Here is a 16,414-nt window from a genome sequence, read left to right on the forward strand (position 1 = left end):
GATCCGGCCGCCGATATCTCGATGTTGTTATACCTCGGCATCGAGGTATGGTCTCTCCGGCGCCCCGGGAAGAGCCCGGGGCGCCGCCTCGACGACCGCAGGAGGAGCACGACCGTGCGCGACGCCACCGTCACCCCGAACGGCGACCGGATCCGCTGGGTGGAGATCCCCGGCCGGGAGCCCGTCCGCCTCTATCTGCACGGACTCGGCGCCAGCTCGCCGGTCTACTACGCCGCGGCCGCCGCCCACCCGCTGCTCGCCGGCCACCGCTCGCTGCTGCTGGATCTGCTCGGCTTCGGCATCAGCGACCGGCCCGCCGACTTCCCCTACACGCTGGAGGCGCACGCCGACGCCGTCGCCGCGGCCGTCCGGGCGTCAGGGGCGGAGCGGGTGGAGGTGGTCGGCCACAGCCTGGGCGGCGCGGTCGCGATCCAGCTGGCCCACCGGCACCCCGGGCTGGTCGCCGGGCTGGTGCTGGTCGACGCCGTGATCGACCCGGTCGCCCCCGGCCCGGGCCCGGGCAGCAACGGCATCGCCTCCTTCACCGAGGAGGAGTTCCTGGCCGGCGGCCGGGCGCAGGTGGAGCAGTGGGCGGGGCCGTTCTGGTGGGCCACCATGCGGCTCGCCGGCCCCGAGGCGCTCCACCGCACCGCCGTCCACCGCTGCCTGCCGACCGTGCCGAGCCTGCGCGAGCAGCTGCACGGCCTGGACCTGCCGCGCACCTTCCTCCACCCGGAGGCCGACGGCGAGCTGTCCGGCGCGCAGGGACTCCGGGAGGCCGGCGTGGTGCTGGAGGCGGTGCCGGACTGCGGGCACAACATCATGATCGACAATCCGGACGGCTTCGCGAAGGCCGTCGCTGGCGCGCTGGCGTAACGTCGTCCCGTCGTCCCGTCGTCCCGTCGTCCCGTCGTCCCGTCGTCCCGTCGTCCCGTCGTCCCGTCGTGAGGAGTGTGCCGCCATGCGGATCCAGGTACCCGAGGCGCTGGCCGCCTCCCTCGGGGCGGACGGCCGCGCCTGGGTCGAGCGGCTGCCCGCGCTCGCCGCGGAGGTGGCGCAGCGCTGGGAGCTGCGGATCGAGGGTGAGCCCGCGCACGGGGTGGTCGGCCTGGTGCTGCCCGTCCGGCGGGCCGACGGCACGGACGCCGTGCTCAAGCTCCAGCCGGTGGACGAGGAGACCGCCGGCGAACCGCTCGCCCTGCGGGCCTGGGACGGCCGGGGCGCCGTCCGGCTGCTGGAGCACGACCCGGCCACCGGTTCGATGCTGCTGGAACGCCTCGACCCCGCGCGCTCCCTGCTCGCCGTCCCCGACGACCTGGCCGCCGCCGGCGTCATCGCCGACCTGCTGGCAGAATTGACGGCACGTCAGGCACCGTGCGGGGTACGGGGCTTGGCGGACATCGCGGACGCCATGCTGGCGGACGTCCCGAAGGCGCGCGGCGCGCTGGCCGAGGAGGCCGACCGTCGGCTGCTCGCCGACCTCGCGGCCGCCCTGCGCGAGGTCCGGCCCGAGCCGGGCAACCGGCTGCTCCACTGGGACCTGCACTACGGCAACGTGCTCGCCCCGCCCGGCCCCGGCGCGCGGGCGTCCTGGCTCGCCATCGACCCCAAGCCCCTGGCCGGCGACCCGGGGTTCGAACTCCTCCCCGCCCTGGGGAACCGCTGGTCCGACCTCACCGCCACCGGCGACCTGCCTGGTGCCCTGCGCCGCCGCTTCGACCTGATGACCGACCGCCTGGCCCTGGACCGCGACCGCGCTGTCCGCTGGACCCTCGCCCGCGTCCTGCAGAACGTCCTCTGGGACGTCGAGGACGGCGCGCCCGTCGTCGACGGCCGCCAACGGGCGGTCGCCCTGGCCCTGTTGAGTCGCCAGGTCGTCCTCGGATCCGCGCATGTCCGGGCGCCGCAGGCCCGCCGGACGATCCGGTGATCCGGCGGTCCCGGTCGGTACCATGCCCGCGCGAGCCCCGCGCGGGGCCCGTGACCGCCCGGCCGAGGGGCCGTCAGCCCGCGATGGGGCGGCTCGGGAGGACGAGGAAGCGCACGGGCGTACCCGGGCGGGCCTGCGCCGCGGCGGCCAGGTCGGCGGGCGGCACGACACCGATCACCGGGTAGCCGCCGGTGGTCGGGTGGTCGGCCAGGAAGACCACCGGCAGGCCGTCCGGCGGGACCTGCACGGCGCCCAGCACCATGCCCTCGCTGGGCAGTTCGTCCTGCCGGGCCCGGGCGAGCGGCGGGCCCTCGGTGCGCAGCGCGATCCGGTTGCTGGCCGGGGCGACGCGGTAGGACGCCCGGGCGAGCCGGGCCGCGGCGTCGGGGGCGAACCAGTCGGCGCGCGGGCCCGGCCTCAGCCGCAGGACCAGCTGGGCCGGGGGAGCGGGCAGCGGCACCAGCTCCGGCACCGGCCCGTACGGCGGGCGCGGCCCGACCGGCAGGCGGTCGCCGGCGGCCAGCGGGGCCGGGCCGAGCCCGGAGAGCAGGTCCGCCGAGCGGCTGCCCAGCACCGGCGGGACGGCGAGCCCGCCCGCCACCGCCAGGTAGGAGCGCACCCCGGCGGTCGCGGCACCGACGTCCAGCACCGCGCCGGACGGCACCGCGACCGGTGCGCCCCAGGCGGCGGGGCGGCCGTCCACCCGTACGGGCGAGGGCGCACCCGTCACCGCCACCACCAGCGGCCGCAGCGCCCGCAGGGCGATCCCGCCCAGGGTGGCCTCCACGGCGGCCGTTCCCGGCTCGTTGCCCACCAGCCGGTTGGCCGCCCGCAGCGCCGGCCCGTCCAGCGCCCCCGCCCGCGGCACCCCGAGATGTGCCACGCCGCGCCGCCCCAGGTCCTGCACCGTGCTCAGCGGCCCCGGCCGCACCACGACCAGCCCATCCGTCACGCCGTGCCTCCCCGCAGCGGGGTGAAGCGGACGCGGGTGCCCGGTGCGAGGAGGGCCGGCGGGGTGCGGGCGGCGTCCCAGAGGGGCAGGCCGGTGCGGCCGAGGAGTTGCCAGCCGCCGGGGGAGGGGTGCGGGTAGACGCCGGTGTAGGGGCCGGCCAGGGCGACCGAGCCCGCCGGGACGCTGCCGCGCGGGGTGGCGCGGCGCGGTACCCCGTACCGCTCGGGCAGTCCGGTGAGGTACCCGAAGCCGGGGGCGAACCCGCAGAACGCCACGACGTACTCGGGCTCGGTGTGGATCCGGACGGCCGCCTCGGGGGAGACGCCCCAGAGCCGGGCCACCTCGGGGAGGTCCGCGCCGTCGTAGACGGTGGGCACCTCGACGAGCGGTCCGGACGCCGCGGCCGCCGGGTCCGGGCGGGCCGTGCGCAGCACCCGGGCCAGCGCGCCGGTGTCCGGCACGCCGTCCAGCAGGACGGTCCGGGCGGCGGGCACGATCTCCCCGACCGGCGGCAGCTCGCCCGCCTCCCGGCGCGCCAGCAGCCACCCGTGGAGGGCGGTGACCTCGGTGGTGCCCGCGAGCTCCACCAGCAGCGCGTGCTCGCCCACCGGCCGGACGTCGCCCGGCCGGACCGCCACCGGCCCGACGCCGGCCGCCTCCGGGCCGGTCACGTGAACGCCTCGACCCGGACGCCCGCCGAGGCGAGCGCGCCGCGGATCCGCCAGGCGAGCTGGGCGGCGCCGGGGGTGTCGCCGTGGACGCAGAGCGAGCGCGCCTCGACGGCGATCGACTCGCCGCCGACGGCCTCCACGGACCCGTCGCGGGCGATGCCGACGGCGCGGGTGATGACCTTCTCGGGGTCGTGGATCACGGAGTCGGCCTCGCGGCGCGGGACGAGGGTGCCGGCCCAGGTGTAGGCGCGGTCGGCGAACGCCTCGGTGACCACCGGCAGTCCGACGCCCTCGGCGACGGTCAGCAGCCGGGAGGCCGGCAGGCCGAGCACCGGCAGCGGGCCGTCGCTGACCGCGCCGGAGCGCAGGATCCCGGCGACCACGGCCTCCGCCTGCTCGGCGTCGGCGACCACCCGGTTGTAGAGGGCGCCGTGCGGCTTGACGTAGGAGACCCGGGAGCCGGCGGCGCGGGCGAAGACCTGGAGGGCGCCGATCTGGTAGGCGATCTCGTCGGCGAGTTCCTCGGGCGGCACGTCCATCGCCCGGCGGCCGAAGCCCGCGAGGTCCCGGTAGGAGACCTGGGCGCCGATCCGCACGCCCCGCTCGGCGGCCAGCGCGCAGACCCGGCGCATGGTGGACGGGTCCCCGGCGTGGAAGCCGCAGGCGACGTTGGCGCTGGTGACGACGGAGAGCAGCGCCTCGTCGTCGGTCAGCGTCCAGCGCCCGAACCCCTCGCCGAGGTCCGCATTGAGATCGATCACCGCATCGGCCACGCCGTCCGCCTTCCAGCAGCTGTTGAGCCAGATGGTAGGGCCTGGGCAGGGGCGCGCCTCGCGCCGCTGGTCCGTCCGGTCGCGGTCGGCCGGTCGCGGTGGCCGGACGGCGCCCCGCCCCGTCGGCGCGCTCGGCGCGTTCGGCCCTCTCGACCAGCGGCCCCAGGGTGCGCGGCCCGATGAACAGGGGGGCGACGCCCGCGATTCCGGACGACATGTCGATAAACCGCCAGGAGATCGGAATGCCCCGCGGCGGTCCGCCCGTCCCCGGGAACGGCGGCATGTCAGGGCGCGCCGAATCGGCGGGCCGGGCCGCTCCCGTCTGCTCGGCTCCGGCCCTGGAGCCGGAATCGAATGCGTTCAACCAGCCGTCGGCGGGCGCCGGACGGCTGTCCGGAAGGTCCGTTTCGGTCGATGTCGGCCCCTGCCTCTAGTCTTGTCCCCCGTGACCGTCATCGCCGACCAGCCCACCGAGCCCGGCCCCCGGCCGCCCGCCGGGTCCGCCGTCGCCGCCGCGCGGCCCGCGCCGGGCCCCGCCGCCGACGAGGGCCTGGCCCGCCGGCTCAAGGCGCTGGCCTGCACCGCCCCGCTGCACGACCTGGACAACCGCAAGGTCATGCTGGCCGGCGAGTACGGCGGCTACGCGATGGCCGAGGTCGGGCTCGCCGCGATCGACCTGGTCACCCTCGCCATGGACTTCGACACCGGCGCCGACCGCGACACGGTGCTGGCCCGGCTGCAGCCCCGGGTCGCCGCCCAGGCGCCCGGCCGCCCCACCACCGAGCACCAGCGGGTCGGCCGCTGGGTGCTGGACTCGCTGATCAACGTCGGCAGCGTCGACCGGGGCTTCCGCGCCGTCTACGGCACTTTCGACGCCGAGGGCGCCTACGTCCGCCGCGACTACGACTTCAAGCTGATCGAGGAGGTCCCGGGCCCCGACGGCGGCGTCTACCTGCGCACCACCGACGAGGCGGTCAACGTCCTGGTCGGCGCCCTGGACACCGACGTCACCTCCGCCCAGATCGCCGCCGAGGTCAAGCTGGAGGTGCTGATCCGGCGCGGACGCCTGGCCGACGCCCAGCTCGCCGCCGAGCAGGCCCGCTACCGCACCGTCCAGTACGCCGAGACGCTGCGCCGCGCCCTGGAGGCCACCCGCCGCAACGTCCGCGCCGTCGACTGGATGCGGGCGATCCCGGACCTCATCGACGAGGCGCTCGACCACATCGCCGACCGCTACCGGCACGAGAACGCGATCCTCACCAACATCCGCAAGGCCCGCGACGAGGCCGAGGAGCCGGAGCACAAGCGCCGCGCCGCCGAACTGGTCGACATCGTCAAGGACTGCATCCGCCGCCACACCCAGCTGCAGACCCGGCTCCTGGAGGCCGGCCCGCTGTTCCGCGCCGAGCAGGACCGGCAGGCCTTCGCGGCCCCCGGCGCCCGCAGCGGCATCGACCTCTACGGCCAGCTGCTCGCCCCGGTGCTCCGGCTGCCGATAGAGCAGGCCGTCCGCCCCACCGGCGCGTTCTTCGCCCGCGGTACCGGCCTGCGCACCCCCGTCTCGGTCCGCGTCGCCGACCTCGTGGACCTGCTGCTCACCCCGCCGGTCGAGCGCGAGCACCTCGGCGCCGAGCTGCCCGACCCGGACCTCGTCGCCACCCCCGACGACAGCCGGTTCACCGAGGAGCAGCTGGAAGCCGCCCTCGTCCTGCTCGACCTGCCCCCCGACGCGCCCCGCCGGCTCTCCGGCCTGCTCGCCGAGGCCCGCGACCAGGACGCGGACCTGCCGTACCTGGTCGCCCTGCTGGCCGTGCACGCGGCCAGCCCGCCGGTCGGCACCGCCTACCGGCAGGGCGAGGAGCGGCTGCTCTTCGCCGTCGACGACGGCACCCCGCTGCACGACAGGGAGTTCGGCGGCGCCGACCTCATCGTCGGCAGCGCCCTGCTCGACGCGGTCGGCATGGCCGCCGACCGCAAGGACGCCGGCTGACCCCCGTCCGCCCGGCCGACCACCCCACCCGCACCCCCCCGCAACGCCCCCGAGGAGCACCGCCCGTGACGACCCACCACGACACGTCCTGGGCGCCCGAGACCGAACCGGCCGCCCCCGCGCCGATCACCCCGGCCGACGTCTCCGACGCCGCCCGCCTGGTCTCCTTCGGCCTCCAGGCCAAGCTGCTCCCCGCCCGCGACGCCGAGTACGCCGAGCTCGTCCGCCGCCACCGCGAGGACCCGCCCTTCGCCCGCCTGGCCGACGCCGTCGCCACCGGCATGGGCCTGGTCGTCCTGGAGGTCTCCCCGCGCGCCGGCATGGCCGTCGCCGCCGCCGAGGACTCCCTCTTCGCCGTCCGGATGGGCGACTACTCGCGCCGCGCCGCCTCCGAGTCCACCGACCGCTTCCTGCACGGCCTCGCCCACCTGGCCGTCGCCGCGATGGCCTTCCCCCGCCCCGAGGACCTCGCCGACGACGGCTACCTCGGCCGGATCACCGTCAACGGCATCGACTCCTTCGTCCGCCAGGCCTGCCGCCGCCTGGAGGAACAGGCCGCCGCCGACGGCGACAACACCGACCCGCAGAGCGACGCCCCGGGCCTGGAGGCCGCCTGGCGGGTCTGGGCCCGGCGCACCGCCACCGGCGCCACCAAGGACGCCCGCCGGCTCTCCGGCTCGACCATCGGCATCGTCGCCAAGGCCGTGCTGTTCCTGGTCGACTCCGGCTTCCTGCAGAAGGTCTCCGACGACGCCGGCGGCACCTACCGCACCACCGCCCGCTACCAGCTCCAGGTCCGCGACCTGGCCGGCACCGCCGCCATGGCCGAACTGCTCGACCTCGGCGTCGTCCCGGTCTCCGACGGCACCGCCTCGCTGCTGCCCCCCGACACCGGGGACGACCTGGTCGCCGACGCCGGACTGCCGTTCCACTCCCTCTGACCCCCGCGCCCCACCCTCCGACCCACCCGCCTCCTGGAGAACCGCCGCACATGTACGAGCTCAACCGGGTCCGCCTCTACTCGATCGGACCGGCCGGCGCCCGCTACGCCGACACGGTGCTCGACCTGCGCGGCGTCGGCGAGCCCGTCGCCGACCCGGTGCCCCGGCAGATCGGCCTGTTCGGCGAGGACACCGACGGCCCGGTCCGCCGCCCCGCCCCGGCCGGCGTGCTCTTCCTGGAGAACGGCGGCGGCAAGTCCGTCCTGCTCAAGCTGATCTTCTCGGTCATGCTCCCCGGCCACCGCAACACCCTCGGCGGCGCCAGCTCCGGGGTGCTCCGCAAGTTCCTGCTCGCCGACGACTGCGGCCACGTCGCCCTGGAGTGGCAGCACACCGTCACCGGCGAGCCGATCGTCGTCGGCAAGGTCAGCGAATGGCGAGGCCGCCAGGTCTCCTCCGACCCGCGCAAGTTCGCCGAGACCTGGTACTCCTTCCGCCCCGGACCCGGCCTCACCCTCGACTCCCTGCCGGTCGCCGAACGGGTCAGCCTGGCCGGCGACCAGAAGGCCCGCGGCCGCCGCCGCACCATGAAGGGCTTCCGCGACGCCCTCACCGAGGCCGGCAAGGCCCACCCCCACCTCGACCTGGTCTTCGAGGACGGCCACGACCGCTGGACCGAACACCTCGGCGAGCTCGGCCTCGACCCCGAACTCTTCCGCTACCAGCGTGAGATGAACGCCGACGAGGGCGAGGCGGCCGGCCTCTTCGCGGTCAAGCAGGACAAGGACTTCACCGACCTGCTGCTGCGCGCCGTCACCGACACCCGGGACACCGACGGCCTCGCCGACCTCGTCCACGGCTTCGCGGCCAAGCTCGGCCTGCGCTCCGAACTCACCGCCGAACGCGACTTCACCGCCGGCTCGCTGGAACTGCTGGAGCGGATCGCCGAGGCCACCACCGCCCGCGAGACCGTCCGCGAGGCCCACCGCACCGCCGAACGCCGCACCCGCCGGCTCGCCCACGCCCTCGCCTCCCGCGCCACCGCTGAACGCGACCGCGCCGAGGACCTCGCCGTCGAGGTCGCCGCCGCCGCGAGCGCCGTCACCGCCGCCGAGACCGACCGCACCCGGCACACCCTGATCGCCGCCGAACTCACCCACCGGCACGCCTCCCTGGCACTGGCCGCCGCCACCGCCGAGGCCGCCGCGCTGCGCCGCGAACTCACCGACGCCCGCACCCTGCACGCCGCCTGGCAGGCCGCCGAGGCCGTGCTGCGCCACCGCGCCGCCGCCGACCGGGTCGGCCGGGTCGCCGCCGCGATCCGCGAGGCCGAGCTGGACGCCGCCCCCGCGCTCGCCGCCCGGGCCCGCGCCGCCACCGCCCTGGCCCGCGCCCTGGAGGGCGCCGCCGCGGCCGCCGAGGACCGCGCCGACACCGAGGAGCAGCGCGCCGCCGAGCTCCAGGCCGACGGCTCCAAGGCCCAGAGCGACGCCACCGAGGCCGCCACCGCCGCCCAGAAGGCCCGCAGCGAGGCCGAGCACCTGCGCCAGCGCCTCGCCGAGGTCGAGCAGGAGACCGCCGCCGCCGTCGAGGCCGGCTTCATCGACACCGACGGTGACGTCGACCCGGCCCGCGCCGCCCTGCACGCCGCCGACGTCGAGAAGGCCGCCGCCGCCGCCCTCGCCCAGGCCCGCACCGCCGCCGAGTCCGCCGCCGCCCGGCTGCGCGAGGCCGCCGCCGGCACCGGCCGCGCCGAACTCGCCGCCGCCCGCGCCACCGACGCCCGCAAGGCCGCCGCCCAGGCGCTCGCCACCGAGCAGCGCACCGCCGCCCTGCTCGCCACCGAGCCCCGGCTCGCCGACCTGCTCTCCCTCACCCCCGCACCCACCGATTGGAGCGAGGACGGGTCGGGCGCCGAGGAGGACGCCGGCTTCCTCACCCCCGCCGTCCTCGACCGCAACGCCGAGTACCTGCGCGAACTCCTCGACGAGGCCATCGCCACCGCCGAACGCACCCTGTTCGACCTGCGCACCGCCGCCGCCGACGACTCCCGGATCCTGGCCGCGCTCGGCGACGGCGGCCTGCTGCCGCCCGGCCCGGACGTGCTCGCCACCGTCGAGTACCTCGCCGAGCACGGCATCCCCGCCCTGCCCGGCTGGCGCTACCTCGCCCAGTCCGTCGACCCGGCCGACCACGAGGCGATCCTCGCCGCCCGCCCCGAACTCGTCGACGGCGTCGTCGTCACCGACCCCAACTCCCTGGAGCGGGCCCGCGAGGCGCTGCGCGCCGCCGCCCTGCTGCCGCGCTCCACCGTCGCCGTCGGCGCCGCCGCCTCGCTGATCGCCCCGATCACCGACGAGCCCGCCTTCTTCCTCGTGCCGCCGAACCCGGCCATGCACGACGAGTCCGCCGCCGACGACGAGCGCCGCGAGCTGCGCGCCCGCGCCACCGCCCGCGAGGAGCACATCCGCGAACTCGCCGCCCGCCTCGGCGGCGACCGCGCGCTGGCCGCCCGGCTCGCCTCCTGGCACGCCAGCTGCCCGCCCGGCACCCTGGCCGAACTCGCCGCCGCCGCCGAGGCCGCCCGTGAGCACGCCGAGCAGGCCGCCGCCGCCCTGGCCACCCTGCGCGCCGAGCACGACGAGGCCGAGACCGACCACGCCGCCGCGGCCTCCGCCCACGAGGAGCACCGCGAGGTCGCCCAGCGCGCCCGCCGCCGCGCCGACGCCCTCTCCGGCCTCGCCTTCCGGCTGCGCGAGCGCGCCAACTGGAGCCGCCGCCGGCGCGAACTCGCCGAGGACGCCGCCGAGTGCGACCGCCGCCAGGCCGTCTGCGCCGAACGCGCCCGCACCTGCGACGAGGACCGCCGGGCCGTTCAGCGCGCCGCCGACGACGCCCGCCGCACGGGGCGCGCGCTGCGGGCCGAGCGGGCCGAGATCGCCGCCGCCGAGCAGTCCGACGAGCCCGCCGAGGCCGCCCCCGCCGCGCTGCCCGAGCTGCGCGAGGCCTACCGTTCCGCCTCGCAGCTCTACGAGAAGGTCGGCGTCGGCGCCGACCTGCGCGCCGAACAGGCCCGCGCCGAGGGAGACGAGGCCGCCGCCGCGGCCGAACTCGACCGCCTCACCAACAAGGTCCGCGTCCGCGCCGAGGAGCTGCTCAACAGCCCCGACGGCGCCGACGGCCCGGCCCGCCAGGCCGCCGCCGCCCGTGCCGAGGAACTCGTCGCCACCATCGAGGCCCGCTCCGCCGCCGCCAGCGAGCAGCTCGGCCGGCTGCGCGGCGAGGCCGAACGCTCCGCCCCCGCGGACGGCGAGGCGCACACCGAGCTGCCCGAGGACCTCGTCCCCACCGACCCCGAGCACGCCCAGATCCTGCTGCGCAGCGCCACCAGCCGGCTCGCCGAACGCCGCGAGGCCGTCGACGCCGCCCGCACCGCCCACGCCGACCTGCAGCGCACCTTCGACGCCGCCCAGGCCGCCGCCGCCGACTTCGACGAGCACGCCGGCCAGCTCCGCGACGGCCTGCGCGAGCAGCAGGACGACGCCGAGACCCTGGTCGAGCCCTACCTCGGCCCGCTCGCCGACGCCCGCACCGCCGCCGCCGAGGCCCGCCGCGCCCTGCGCACCGCCGCCGGCGAGCTGTCCTCCGCCGAACTCGCCGTCCGCGACGCCTCGGACGCCCTGGTCCGGCACGCCAACGCGGCCCGCTACGAGGCCGTGCGCACCCCGGCCCGCCAGCAGATCCGCGAACTGCCCGCCTCCGCGCTGCCCGACCACGCCGCCAACTGGGCCGCCGCCTTCGCCCCCCGGCTGCGCGTGCTCACCGACGAACTCGCCCAGCTGGAGCGCAACCGGGGCTCGATCGTCGACCGGCTGCGCGGCCTGGTCGAGTCCTCGCTGGCCACCCTGCGCGCCGCCCAGCGGCTCTCCCGCCTGCCCGAGGGCCTGGGGGAGTGGTCCGGCCAGGAGTTCCTGCGGATCCGCTTCGAGGACCCGGACCACGCGACCCTGGTCGAGCGCCTCGGCGAGGTCATCGACGAGGCCACCCGTGCCGCCGTCCGCAAGAACAGCGACCTGCGCCGCGACGGCATGTCCCTGCTGCTGCGCGGCGTCGCCGCCGCGATCGGCCCCAAGGGCGTGGCCGTCGAGATCCTCAAGCCGGACGCGGTGCTGCGCGCCGAACGGGTGAGCGTCGGCCAGATGTCCGACGTGTTCTCCGGCGGTCAGCTGCTCACCGCCGCCATCGCGCTGTACTGCACGATGGCCGCGCTGCGCGCCAACGACCGGGGCCAGTCCCAGTTGCGGCACGCGGGCACGCTGTTCCTGGACAACCCGATCGGCCGGGCCAACGCCACCTACCTGCTGGAGCTCCAGCGCGCGGTGGCCGACGCCCTCGGCGTCCAGCTGATCTACACCACCGGCCTGTTCGACACCACCGCGCTCGCCGAGTTCCCGCTGGTCATCCGGCTGCGCAACGACGCCGACCTGCGGGCCGGCCTCAAGTACATCTCGGTGGAGGAGCACCTGCGGCCGGGCCTGCCGGCTCCGCAGGACCCGGACGGTCCGGCCATCCACGGCGAGATCACCGCCACCCGGATGTTCAAGCGCCCGGTGGAGGCCCCCGCCTCGTCGTGACGGCCGTAGCGTGGGGCCCATGCCCATGCTGACGATCGCTCACCTCAGTGACATCCACCTCGGCCAGGTCCACCGCCGGGACGGCGGCGAGCGCGCCCGGCGGCGGGCCGAGCAGGTGATGGCGTACCTCGACGCCCTGCCCGGCCCGCTGGACGCGGTGCTGGTCACCGGGGACCTCGCCGACCACGGCCTGCCGGAGGAGTACCGGCAGGTCGCCGAGGTGCTGGCCTCGCGGCACCCGGTGCTGCTCTGCCCCGGCAACCACGACCGCCGCTCGCCGTACCGCGAGGTGCTGCTCGGCGAAGCGCCGGGGGAGGAGCCGGTGAACCGGCTGCACCGGCTGCCCGGCGCCGACGTGCTGATGCTCGACTCCTCGGTGCCCCAGCAGGACGACGGCCTGCTGGACGACGCCACGCTCGACTGGCTGGACGCCGAACTCGGCACGGGGCGCACGGAGTTGCCCGCCCTGGTGGCCTTCCACCACCCGCCGGCGGAACTGCACCTGCCCCACGTCGACCCGGTCCGCCAGTTCGGCGCGGTGCGGCTGGCGCGGGTGCTGCGCCGGCACCCCCGGGTGGCCGCCCTGCTCTGCGGCCACGCGCACACCTCCGCGGCGACCGCCTTCGCCGGTCTGCCGCTGCTGGTCGCGCCCGGGGTGGTCTCCACCGTCACGCTGCCCTGCGAGGGCGGGCCGGGCATCGCCTTCGACCACCCGCCGATGCTGGCCTTCCACGTCATGGACGGGGATCGCCGGCTGACCACCCACTACCGGGTGGTCAGCCCCGCCTGACGCGGCGCCGGACCGCCCGGGTAGGGCGGCCCGGCCGGCGGCGGGTACCCCTGCGGCCGCTGTCCCTGGGGCGGATACGGCTGGGGAGGATACGGCTGGGGAGGGTAGGGCTGGGGAGGGTAGGCCTGCTGCGCGCCCGGCCCCGGCAGGGGCGCCCGCGGCGCCGGCGGCACCGGCCGGGCCGGGGCGCGGCTGCCGGCCATCGGGGAGGCGGAGTTCGGCGCGCGCATCCGCTGGGCGGCGACCTGCCGGGAGATCAGGATCTCCAGCAGACACCACATCGTCCCGAACACCCCGACGCCCATCGCCATCAGAGCCGGTGTCATCAACCAGCTGTCGGCGTACGAGGACAGCGTCGCCACCACGATGCCCACCAGCGTGAAGGCCAGACAGAGCACCGCACGGACGACGGCCCTGCGGACCTCGTCGGGAAGACGGCGGCGACGGCGGGCGGTTGGCATCGGGCGACCCCCAGGCGCGGACGGGTGGTGGACACGAGCGGGGCGGGCGCCGAGCATACGCCCCCGCGCTCCACTCTGCCCCGTCGTACCCGGACTATGCGCGCGAATCCCCCAACCGACACCAAATCGTGTGATCCGTCCCGGACCGTACCGAACAGCCCGTCGAACTCCGGGCCCGCTCGGCCCGGTTGTTCGCTCAGCCCAGCTGTTCGTTCAGCTCGGCCAGCGCGCCCTCGACGATGGTCCGCATCGCCTGCTCGGCCCGCTCGGCCTCCCCCGCGCAGACCGCCTCGGCGACCTCGCGGTGCAGCCGGATCGCGTACGGCTCCGGCTGATGGGGCATCAGATGGTACTCGGTCCGGCCGGTCAGCACCGCACCGACGGTCTCCCCGAGGTGGGCGAACATCTCGTTGCGCGAGGCCCGCAGCACGGTGGTGTGGAAGTCGATGTCGTGCCGCAGGAAGGTGGCCAGGTCGGCGGCGCGCGCGGTCATCGTCAACTCGACCGCCAGCGCGCTGAGCCGGCGCCGCTCGTCGTCGGTGGCGTGGCGGGCGGCGAGCGCGGCCGCGGCCGGCTCCACGGCGAGCCGCAGCGAGCCGAGCGAGCGCAGTTGGGCGGACCGGTCGGCGCCGGCCAGCCGCCAGCGGATCACCAGCGGGTCGAAGACGTCCCAGTCCGACCTGGGCTGCACGGTGATGCCGACCCGGCGGCGGGAGGCCACCAGGTGCATCCCCTCCAGGATCCGGACCGCCTCGCGGACCACCGTCCGGGAGACCCCGAACCGCTCCTCCAGCTCCTCGGCGCGCAGCACCGCGCCCTCGGGGACCTCCCCGGACGCGATGGCCGGCCCCAGTTCCGCGAGCAGTCGGCCGGGCAGCCCCTGGATCTCCATCCCGCCAGCCTAGACCTCCCCGGTCCGCCCGGTGCCGCCACCCCGCTCGCCCCCGGTTGCGTCCGGATCCGCCGGGTATCCGGGGGTCCGTCCCGACCCCCGAGTGATCGGAATAAAAGTATGACGATTTGGTTTCCGCCACTTGAATACGTCATATCTTTGAGGCGATAGTGGCGCCAGGCAACGAAGGAGCACCACCCATGGCTCTCAGCGTCGAGAACCACGACACCCCCAGCGCGCCCCTCACCATCGTGGTGATGGGCGTCTCCGGTGTCGGCAAGACCACCCTGGCCCGCCTGCTGGCCGACCGCCTCGGGCTCCCCTTCGCCGAGGCGGACGACTTCCACCCGCCGGCCAACATCGCCAAGATGTCGGCCGGCATCCCGCTGGACGACCGGGACCGCGAACCCTGGCTGCGCGCCATCGGCGCCTGGCTGGCGGAGCGCACCGAGGCCGGCACCGGCGGCGTGGTCACCTGCTCGGCGCTCAAGCACGGCTACCGCGACCTGCTGCGCGAGGCCTGCCCGGACGCCTGGTTCCTGCACCTCAGCGGCCGGACCGAGCTGGTCGAGGACCGGCTCGCCCACCGCACCGGCCACTTCATGCCGCCGTCGCTGCTCGGCTCCCAGTACGCCGCCCTGGAACCCCTCGGTCCGGACGAGCGCGGCGCCGTGCTGGACGTCGGGCCGACCCCCGAAGAACTCGTCGAGAAGGCCGTCGCCCTGCTGCGGCCCGTCAATGGAGACCTCGCGTGACCCCGTCCCCCACCCTCACCGTGCTCGCGGCCGCCCCACCGGCCCTCCCGCACACCAGCAGCGACTCCCAGCTGCTGATCGCGGTGCTGCTCAGCATCGGCGCCATCGTGCTGCTGATCACCAAGCTCAAGCTGCACCCGTTCCTGGCCCTGACCCTCGGCTCGGGCCTGCTGGCCGCCGTCGCGGGCGCGCCGTTCGACAAGCTGCTCACCAGCTTCTCCACCGGCTTCGGCTCCACCGTCGCGGGCGTGGGCCTGCTGATCGGCCTGGGCGCGATGCTCGGCAAGCTGCTCGCCGACTCGGGCGGCGCCAACATCATCGCGGACACCGTGCTCTCCCGCTCCGGGCCCCGGGCGCTGCCCTGGGCGATGGCGCTGATCGCCGCCGTGCTCGGCCTGCCGCTGTTCTTCGAGGTCGGCGTGGTGCTGCTGATCCCGATCGTGCTGCTGGTCGCCCGCCGCGGAAACGTCCCGCTGATGCGGATCGGCATCCCGGCGCTGGCCGGTCTCTCGGTGCTGCACGGCCTGGTGCCCCCGCACCCCGGTCCGCTGGTCGCCGTCGACGCGCTCAAGGCCGACCTGGGCGTCACCCTGGCGCTCGGTCTGCTGATCGCCGTCCCGACGCTGATCATCGCCGGTCCGCTGTTCGCCCGCCTCGCCGAGCGCTGGGTCGGACCGCTGGAGATCCCCGAGGCCACCGCCCCGGAGGCCGCCGCGGCGAAGGCGGGCGAGCGCGAGCACACCCCCTCGTTCGGCGCCGTGCTGGCGACCATCCTGCTGCCGGTCGTGCTGATGCTCGGCAAGGCGCTGGCGGACGTCGTCGTCGACGACCCCGAGGCGATGGTGCAGCGGGTCTTCGACTTCATCGGCTCGCCGCTGATCGCCCTGCTCGCGGCGACCCTGCTCGGCATGCTGACCCTGGGCCGGGCGGCCGGCTTCGACAAGGCCCGGATCTCCGACACCGTCGGCAAGTCGCTCGGCCCGATCGCCGGCATCGTCTTCATCGTCGGCGCGGGCGGCGGCTTCAAGCAGACCCTGATCGACGTGGGCGTCGGCAACGCGGTCAGCGAGTGGTCGTCCAAGTGGCACATCTCGGCGCTGCTGCTCGGCTGGCTGATCGCGGTGCTGATCCGGCTCGCCACCGGCTCGGCGACGGTCGCCACCATCACCGCGGCCGGCATCGTCGCCCCGCTGGCGGCCGACATGTCGTCCACCCACGCGGCCCTGCTGGTGCTGGCCATCGGCGCCGGATCGCTGTTCCTGTCGCACGTCAACGACGCCGGCTTCTGGCTGGTGAAGGAGTACTTCGGGATGAGCGTCGGCCAGACGCTGAAGTCCTGGTCGGTGATGGAGACGGTGATCTCGGTGGTCGCGATCGCCCTGATCATGCCGCTCAGCCTGATCATCTAGCGGGCCGGGCCAGCCGGCCGGGCGGGTCCCGGTCACCACGCCGAACGGGCGGGCGCTCCACGAGGAGCGCCCGCCCGTTCGTCCGTTCCACCGCGGGGGTCGGACCAGCGGGACCCGCCGGCCGCCCCCGCTCCCGCCCCCGCTGCCCCCGCCGTCCGCGCCGTCCGGGCGGAGCGTGCGGCTGACCTTCCACGCGGACCCGTCGCCGGCCGCCGC

The 16,414-nt window shown here is 76.2% G+C and carries 13 protein-coding genes; 8 read left to right on the forward strand and 5 right to left on the reverse strand.

Annotated features, from left to right (window positions below; genetic code table 11):
• The first annotated feature begins 114 nt into the window (after positions 1-114).
• Positions 115-876 (forward strand): alpha/beta fold hydrolase, encoded by a 762-nt coding sequence (locus tag ABT093_RS27375; protein ID WP_350568986.1) that lies wholly within the window; start codon positions 115-117, stop codon positions 874-876.
• A gap of 85 nt (positions 877-961) precedes the next feature.
• A complete protein-coding gene (locus ABT093_RS27380) occupies positions 962-1,930 on the forward strand; it encodes an aminoglycoside phosphotransferase family protein (protein ID WP_350568988.1) in 969 nt (322 codons plus the stop codon).
• A 73-nt stretch (positions 1,931-2,003) separates the two neighbouring features.
• Here the strand turns inward: ABT093_RS27380 and ABT093_RS27385 are convergent, their stop codons facing one another.
• Genes ABT093_RS27385 through ABT093_RS27395 form a run of 3 tightly spaced genes read right to left on the reverse strand, consistent with a single transcriptional unit; the run spans position 2,004 to position 4,326 of the window.
• Positions 2,004-2,882 (reverse strand): 5-oxoprolinase subunit C family protein, encoded by an 879-nt coding sequence (locus ABT093_RS27385; protein ID WP_350568989.1) that lies wholly within the window; start codon positions 2,880-2,882, stop codon positions 2,004-2,006.
• Positions 2,879-3,553 (reverse strand): 5-oxoprolinase subunit PxpB, encoded by a 675-nt coding sequence (pxpB, locus tag ABT093_RS27390; RefSeq protein ID WP_350568990.1) that lies wholly within the window; start codon positions 3,551-3,553, stop codon positions 2,879-2,881. Before pxpB ends, ABT093_RS27385 begins: the two co-directional genes overlap by 4 nt.
• Positions 3,550-4,326 carry a LamB/YcsF family protein gene (locus ABT093_RS27395; protein ID WP_350568992.1) on the reverse strand — a complete coding sequence of 259 codons (777 nt, stop codon included), beginning with the start codon at positions 4,324-4,326 and terminating at the stop codon, positions 3,550-3,552. Before ABT093_RS27395 ends, pxpB begins: the two co-directional genes overlap by 4 nt.
• 454 nt (positions 4,327-4,780) lie before the next feature.
• On the opposite strand from ABT093_RS27395, the gene ABT093_RS27400 reads away from it, so the two are divergent.
• The 4 genes from ABT093_RS27400 (at position 4,781) to ABT093_RS27415 (ending at position 12,681) form a co-directional block, all read left to right on the forward strand.
• Positions 4,781-6,316, forward strand: a complete 1,536-nt coding sequence (locus ABT093_RS27400) for a hypothetical protein (protein ID WP_502884328.1) — start codon at positions 4,781-4,783, stop codon at positions 6,314-6,316.
• 65 nt (positions 6,317-6,381) lie between these two features.
• Entirely contained in the window at positions 6,382-7,257 is an 876-nt protein-coding gene (locus tag ABT093_RS27405; protein WP_350568994.1) for a hypothetical protein, read from the forward strand.
• 50 nt (positions 7,258-7,307) lie between these two features.
• Positions 7,308-11,891, forward strand: coding sequence for a hypothetical protein (locus tag ABT093_RS27410; RefSeq protein ID WP_350568996.1), 4,584 nt, complete (start codon positions 7,308-7,310; stop codon positions 11,889-11,891).
• 25 nt (positions 11,892-11,916) lie between these two features.
• Complete coding sequence (locus tag ABT093_RS27415) at positions 11,917-12,681, forward strand: metallophosphoesterase (RefSeq protein WP_350569028.1); 765 nt, start codon at positions 11,917-11,919, stop codon at positions 12,679-12,681.
• Here the strand turns inward: ABT093_RS27415 and ABT093_RS27420 are convergent.
• Together ABT093_RS27420 and ABT093_RS27425 are read right to left on the reverse strand one after the other, a co-directional pair.
• Positions 12,657-13,142 carry a hypothetical protein gene (locus tag ABT093_RS27420; RefSeq protein WP_350568998.1) on the reverse strand — a complete coding sequence of 162 codons (486 nt, stop codon included), beginning with the start codon at positions 13,140-13,142 and terminating at the stop codon, positions 12,657-12,659. The two genes, ABT093_RS27415 and ABT093_RS27420, sit on opposite strands and share 25 nt — an antisense overlap.
• Positions 13,143-13,338: 196 nt before the next feature.
• Positions 13,339-14,034 carry a FadR/GntR family transcriptional regulator gene (locus tag ABT093_RS27425; RefSeq protein WP_350569000.1) on the reverse strand — a complete coding sequence of 232 codons (696 nt, stop codon included), beginning with the start codon at positions 14,032-14,034 and terminating at the stop codon, positions 13,339-13,341.
• Between the two features lie 200 nt (positions 14,035-14,234).
• On the opposite strand from ABT093_RS27425, the gene ABT093_RS27430 reads away from it, so the two are divergent.
• Together ABT093_RS27430 and ABT093_RS27435 are read left to right on the forward strand one after the other, a co-directional pair.
• Complete coding sequence (locus ABT093_RS27430; RefSeq protein WP_350569002.1) at positions 14,235-14,789, forward strand: gluconokinase; 555 nt, start codon at positions 14,235-14,237, stop codon at positions 14,787-14,789.
• Positions 14,786-16,198, forward strand: a complete 1,413-nt coding sequence (locus tag ABT093_RS27435) for a GntT/GntP/DsdX family permease (protein ID WP_350569003.1) — start codon at positions 14,786-14,788, stop codon at positions 16,196-16,198. The genes ABT093_RS27430 and ABT093_RS27435 overlap by 4 nt, the downstream gene beginning before the upstream one ends.
• Positions 16,199-16,414 lie beyond the last annotated feature (216 nt).

Origin of the sequence: Kitasatospora sp. NPDC002551 (assembly GCF_040296005.1) — a bacterium.
Classification (GTDB): Bacteria; Actinomycetota; Actinomycetes; order Streptomycetales; family Streptomycetaceae; genus Kitasatospora.

What these genes read in the sequence shown, in the direction of transcription:
- ABT093_RS27380 (WP_350568988.1), top strand. Translation starts at nt 962, where the DNA reads ATGCGGATCCAGGTACCCGAGGCGCTGGCCGCCTCCCTCGGGGCGGAC.
- ABT093_RS27410 (WP_350568996.1), top strand. Translation starts at nt 7,308, where the DNA reads ATGTACGAGCTCAACCGGGTCCGCCTCTACTCGATCGGACCGGCCGGC.
- ABT093_RS27415 (WP_350569028.1), top strand. Translation starts at nt 11,917, where the DNA reads ATGCTGACGATCGCTCACCTCAGTGACATCCACCTCGGCCAGGTCCAC.
- ABT093_RS27420 (WP_350568998.1), bottom strand. Translation starts at nt 13,142, where the DNA reads ATGCCAACCGCCCGCCGTCGCCGCCGTCTTCCCGACGAGGTCCGCAGG.
- ABT093_RS27425 (WP_350569000.1), bottom strand. Translation starts at nt 14,034, where the DNA reads ATGGAGATCCAGGGGCTGCCCGGCCGACTGCTCGCGGAACTGGGGCCG.
- ABT093_RS27430 (WP_350569002.1), top strand. Translation starts at nt 14,235, where the DNA reads ATGGCTCTCAGCGTCGAGAACCACGACACCCCCAGCGCGCCCCTCACC.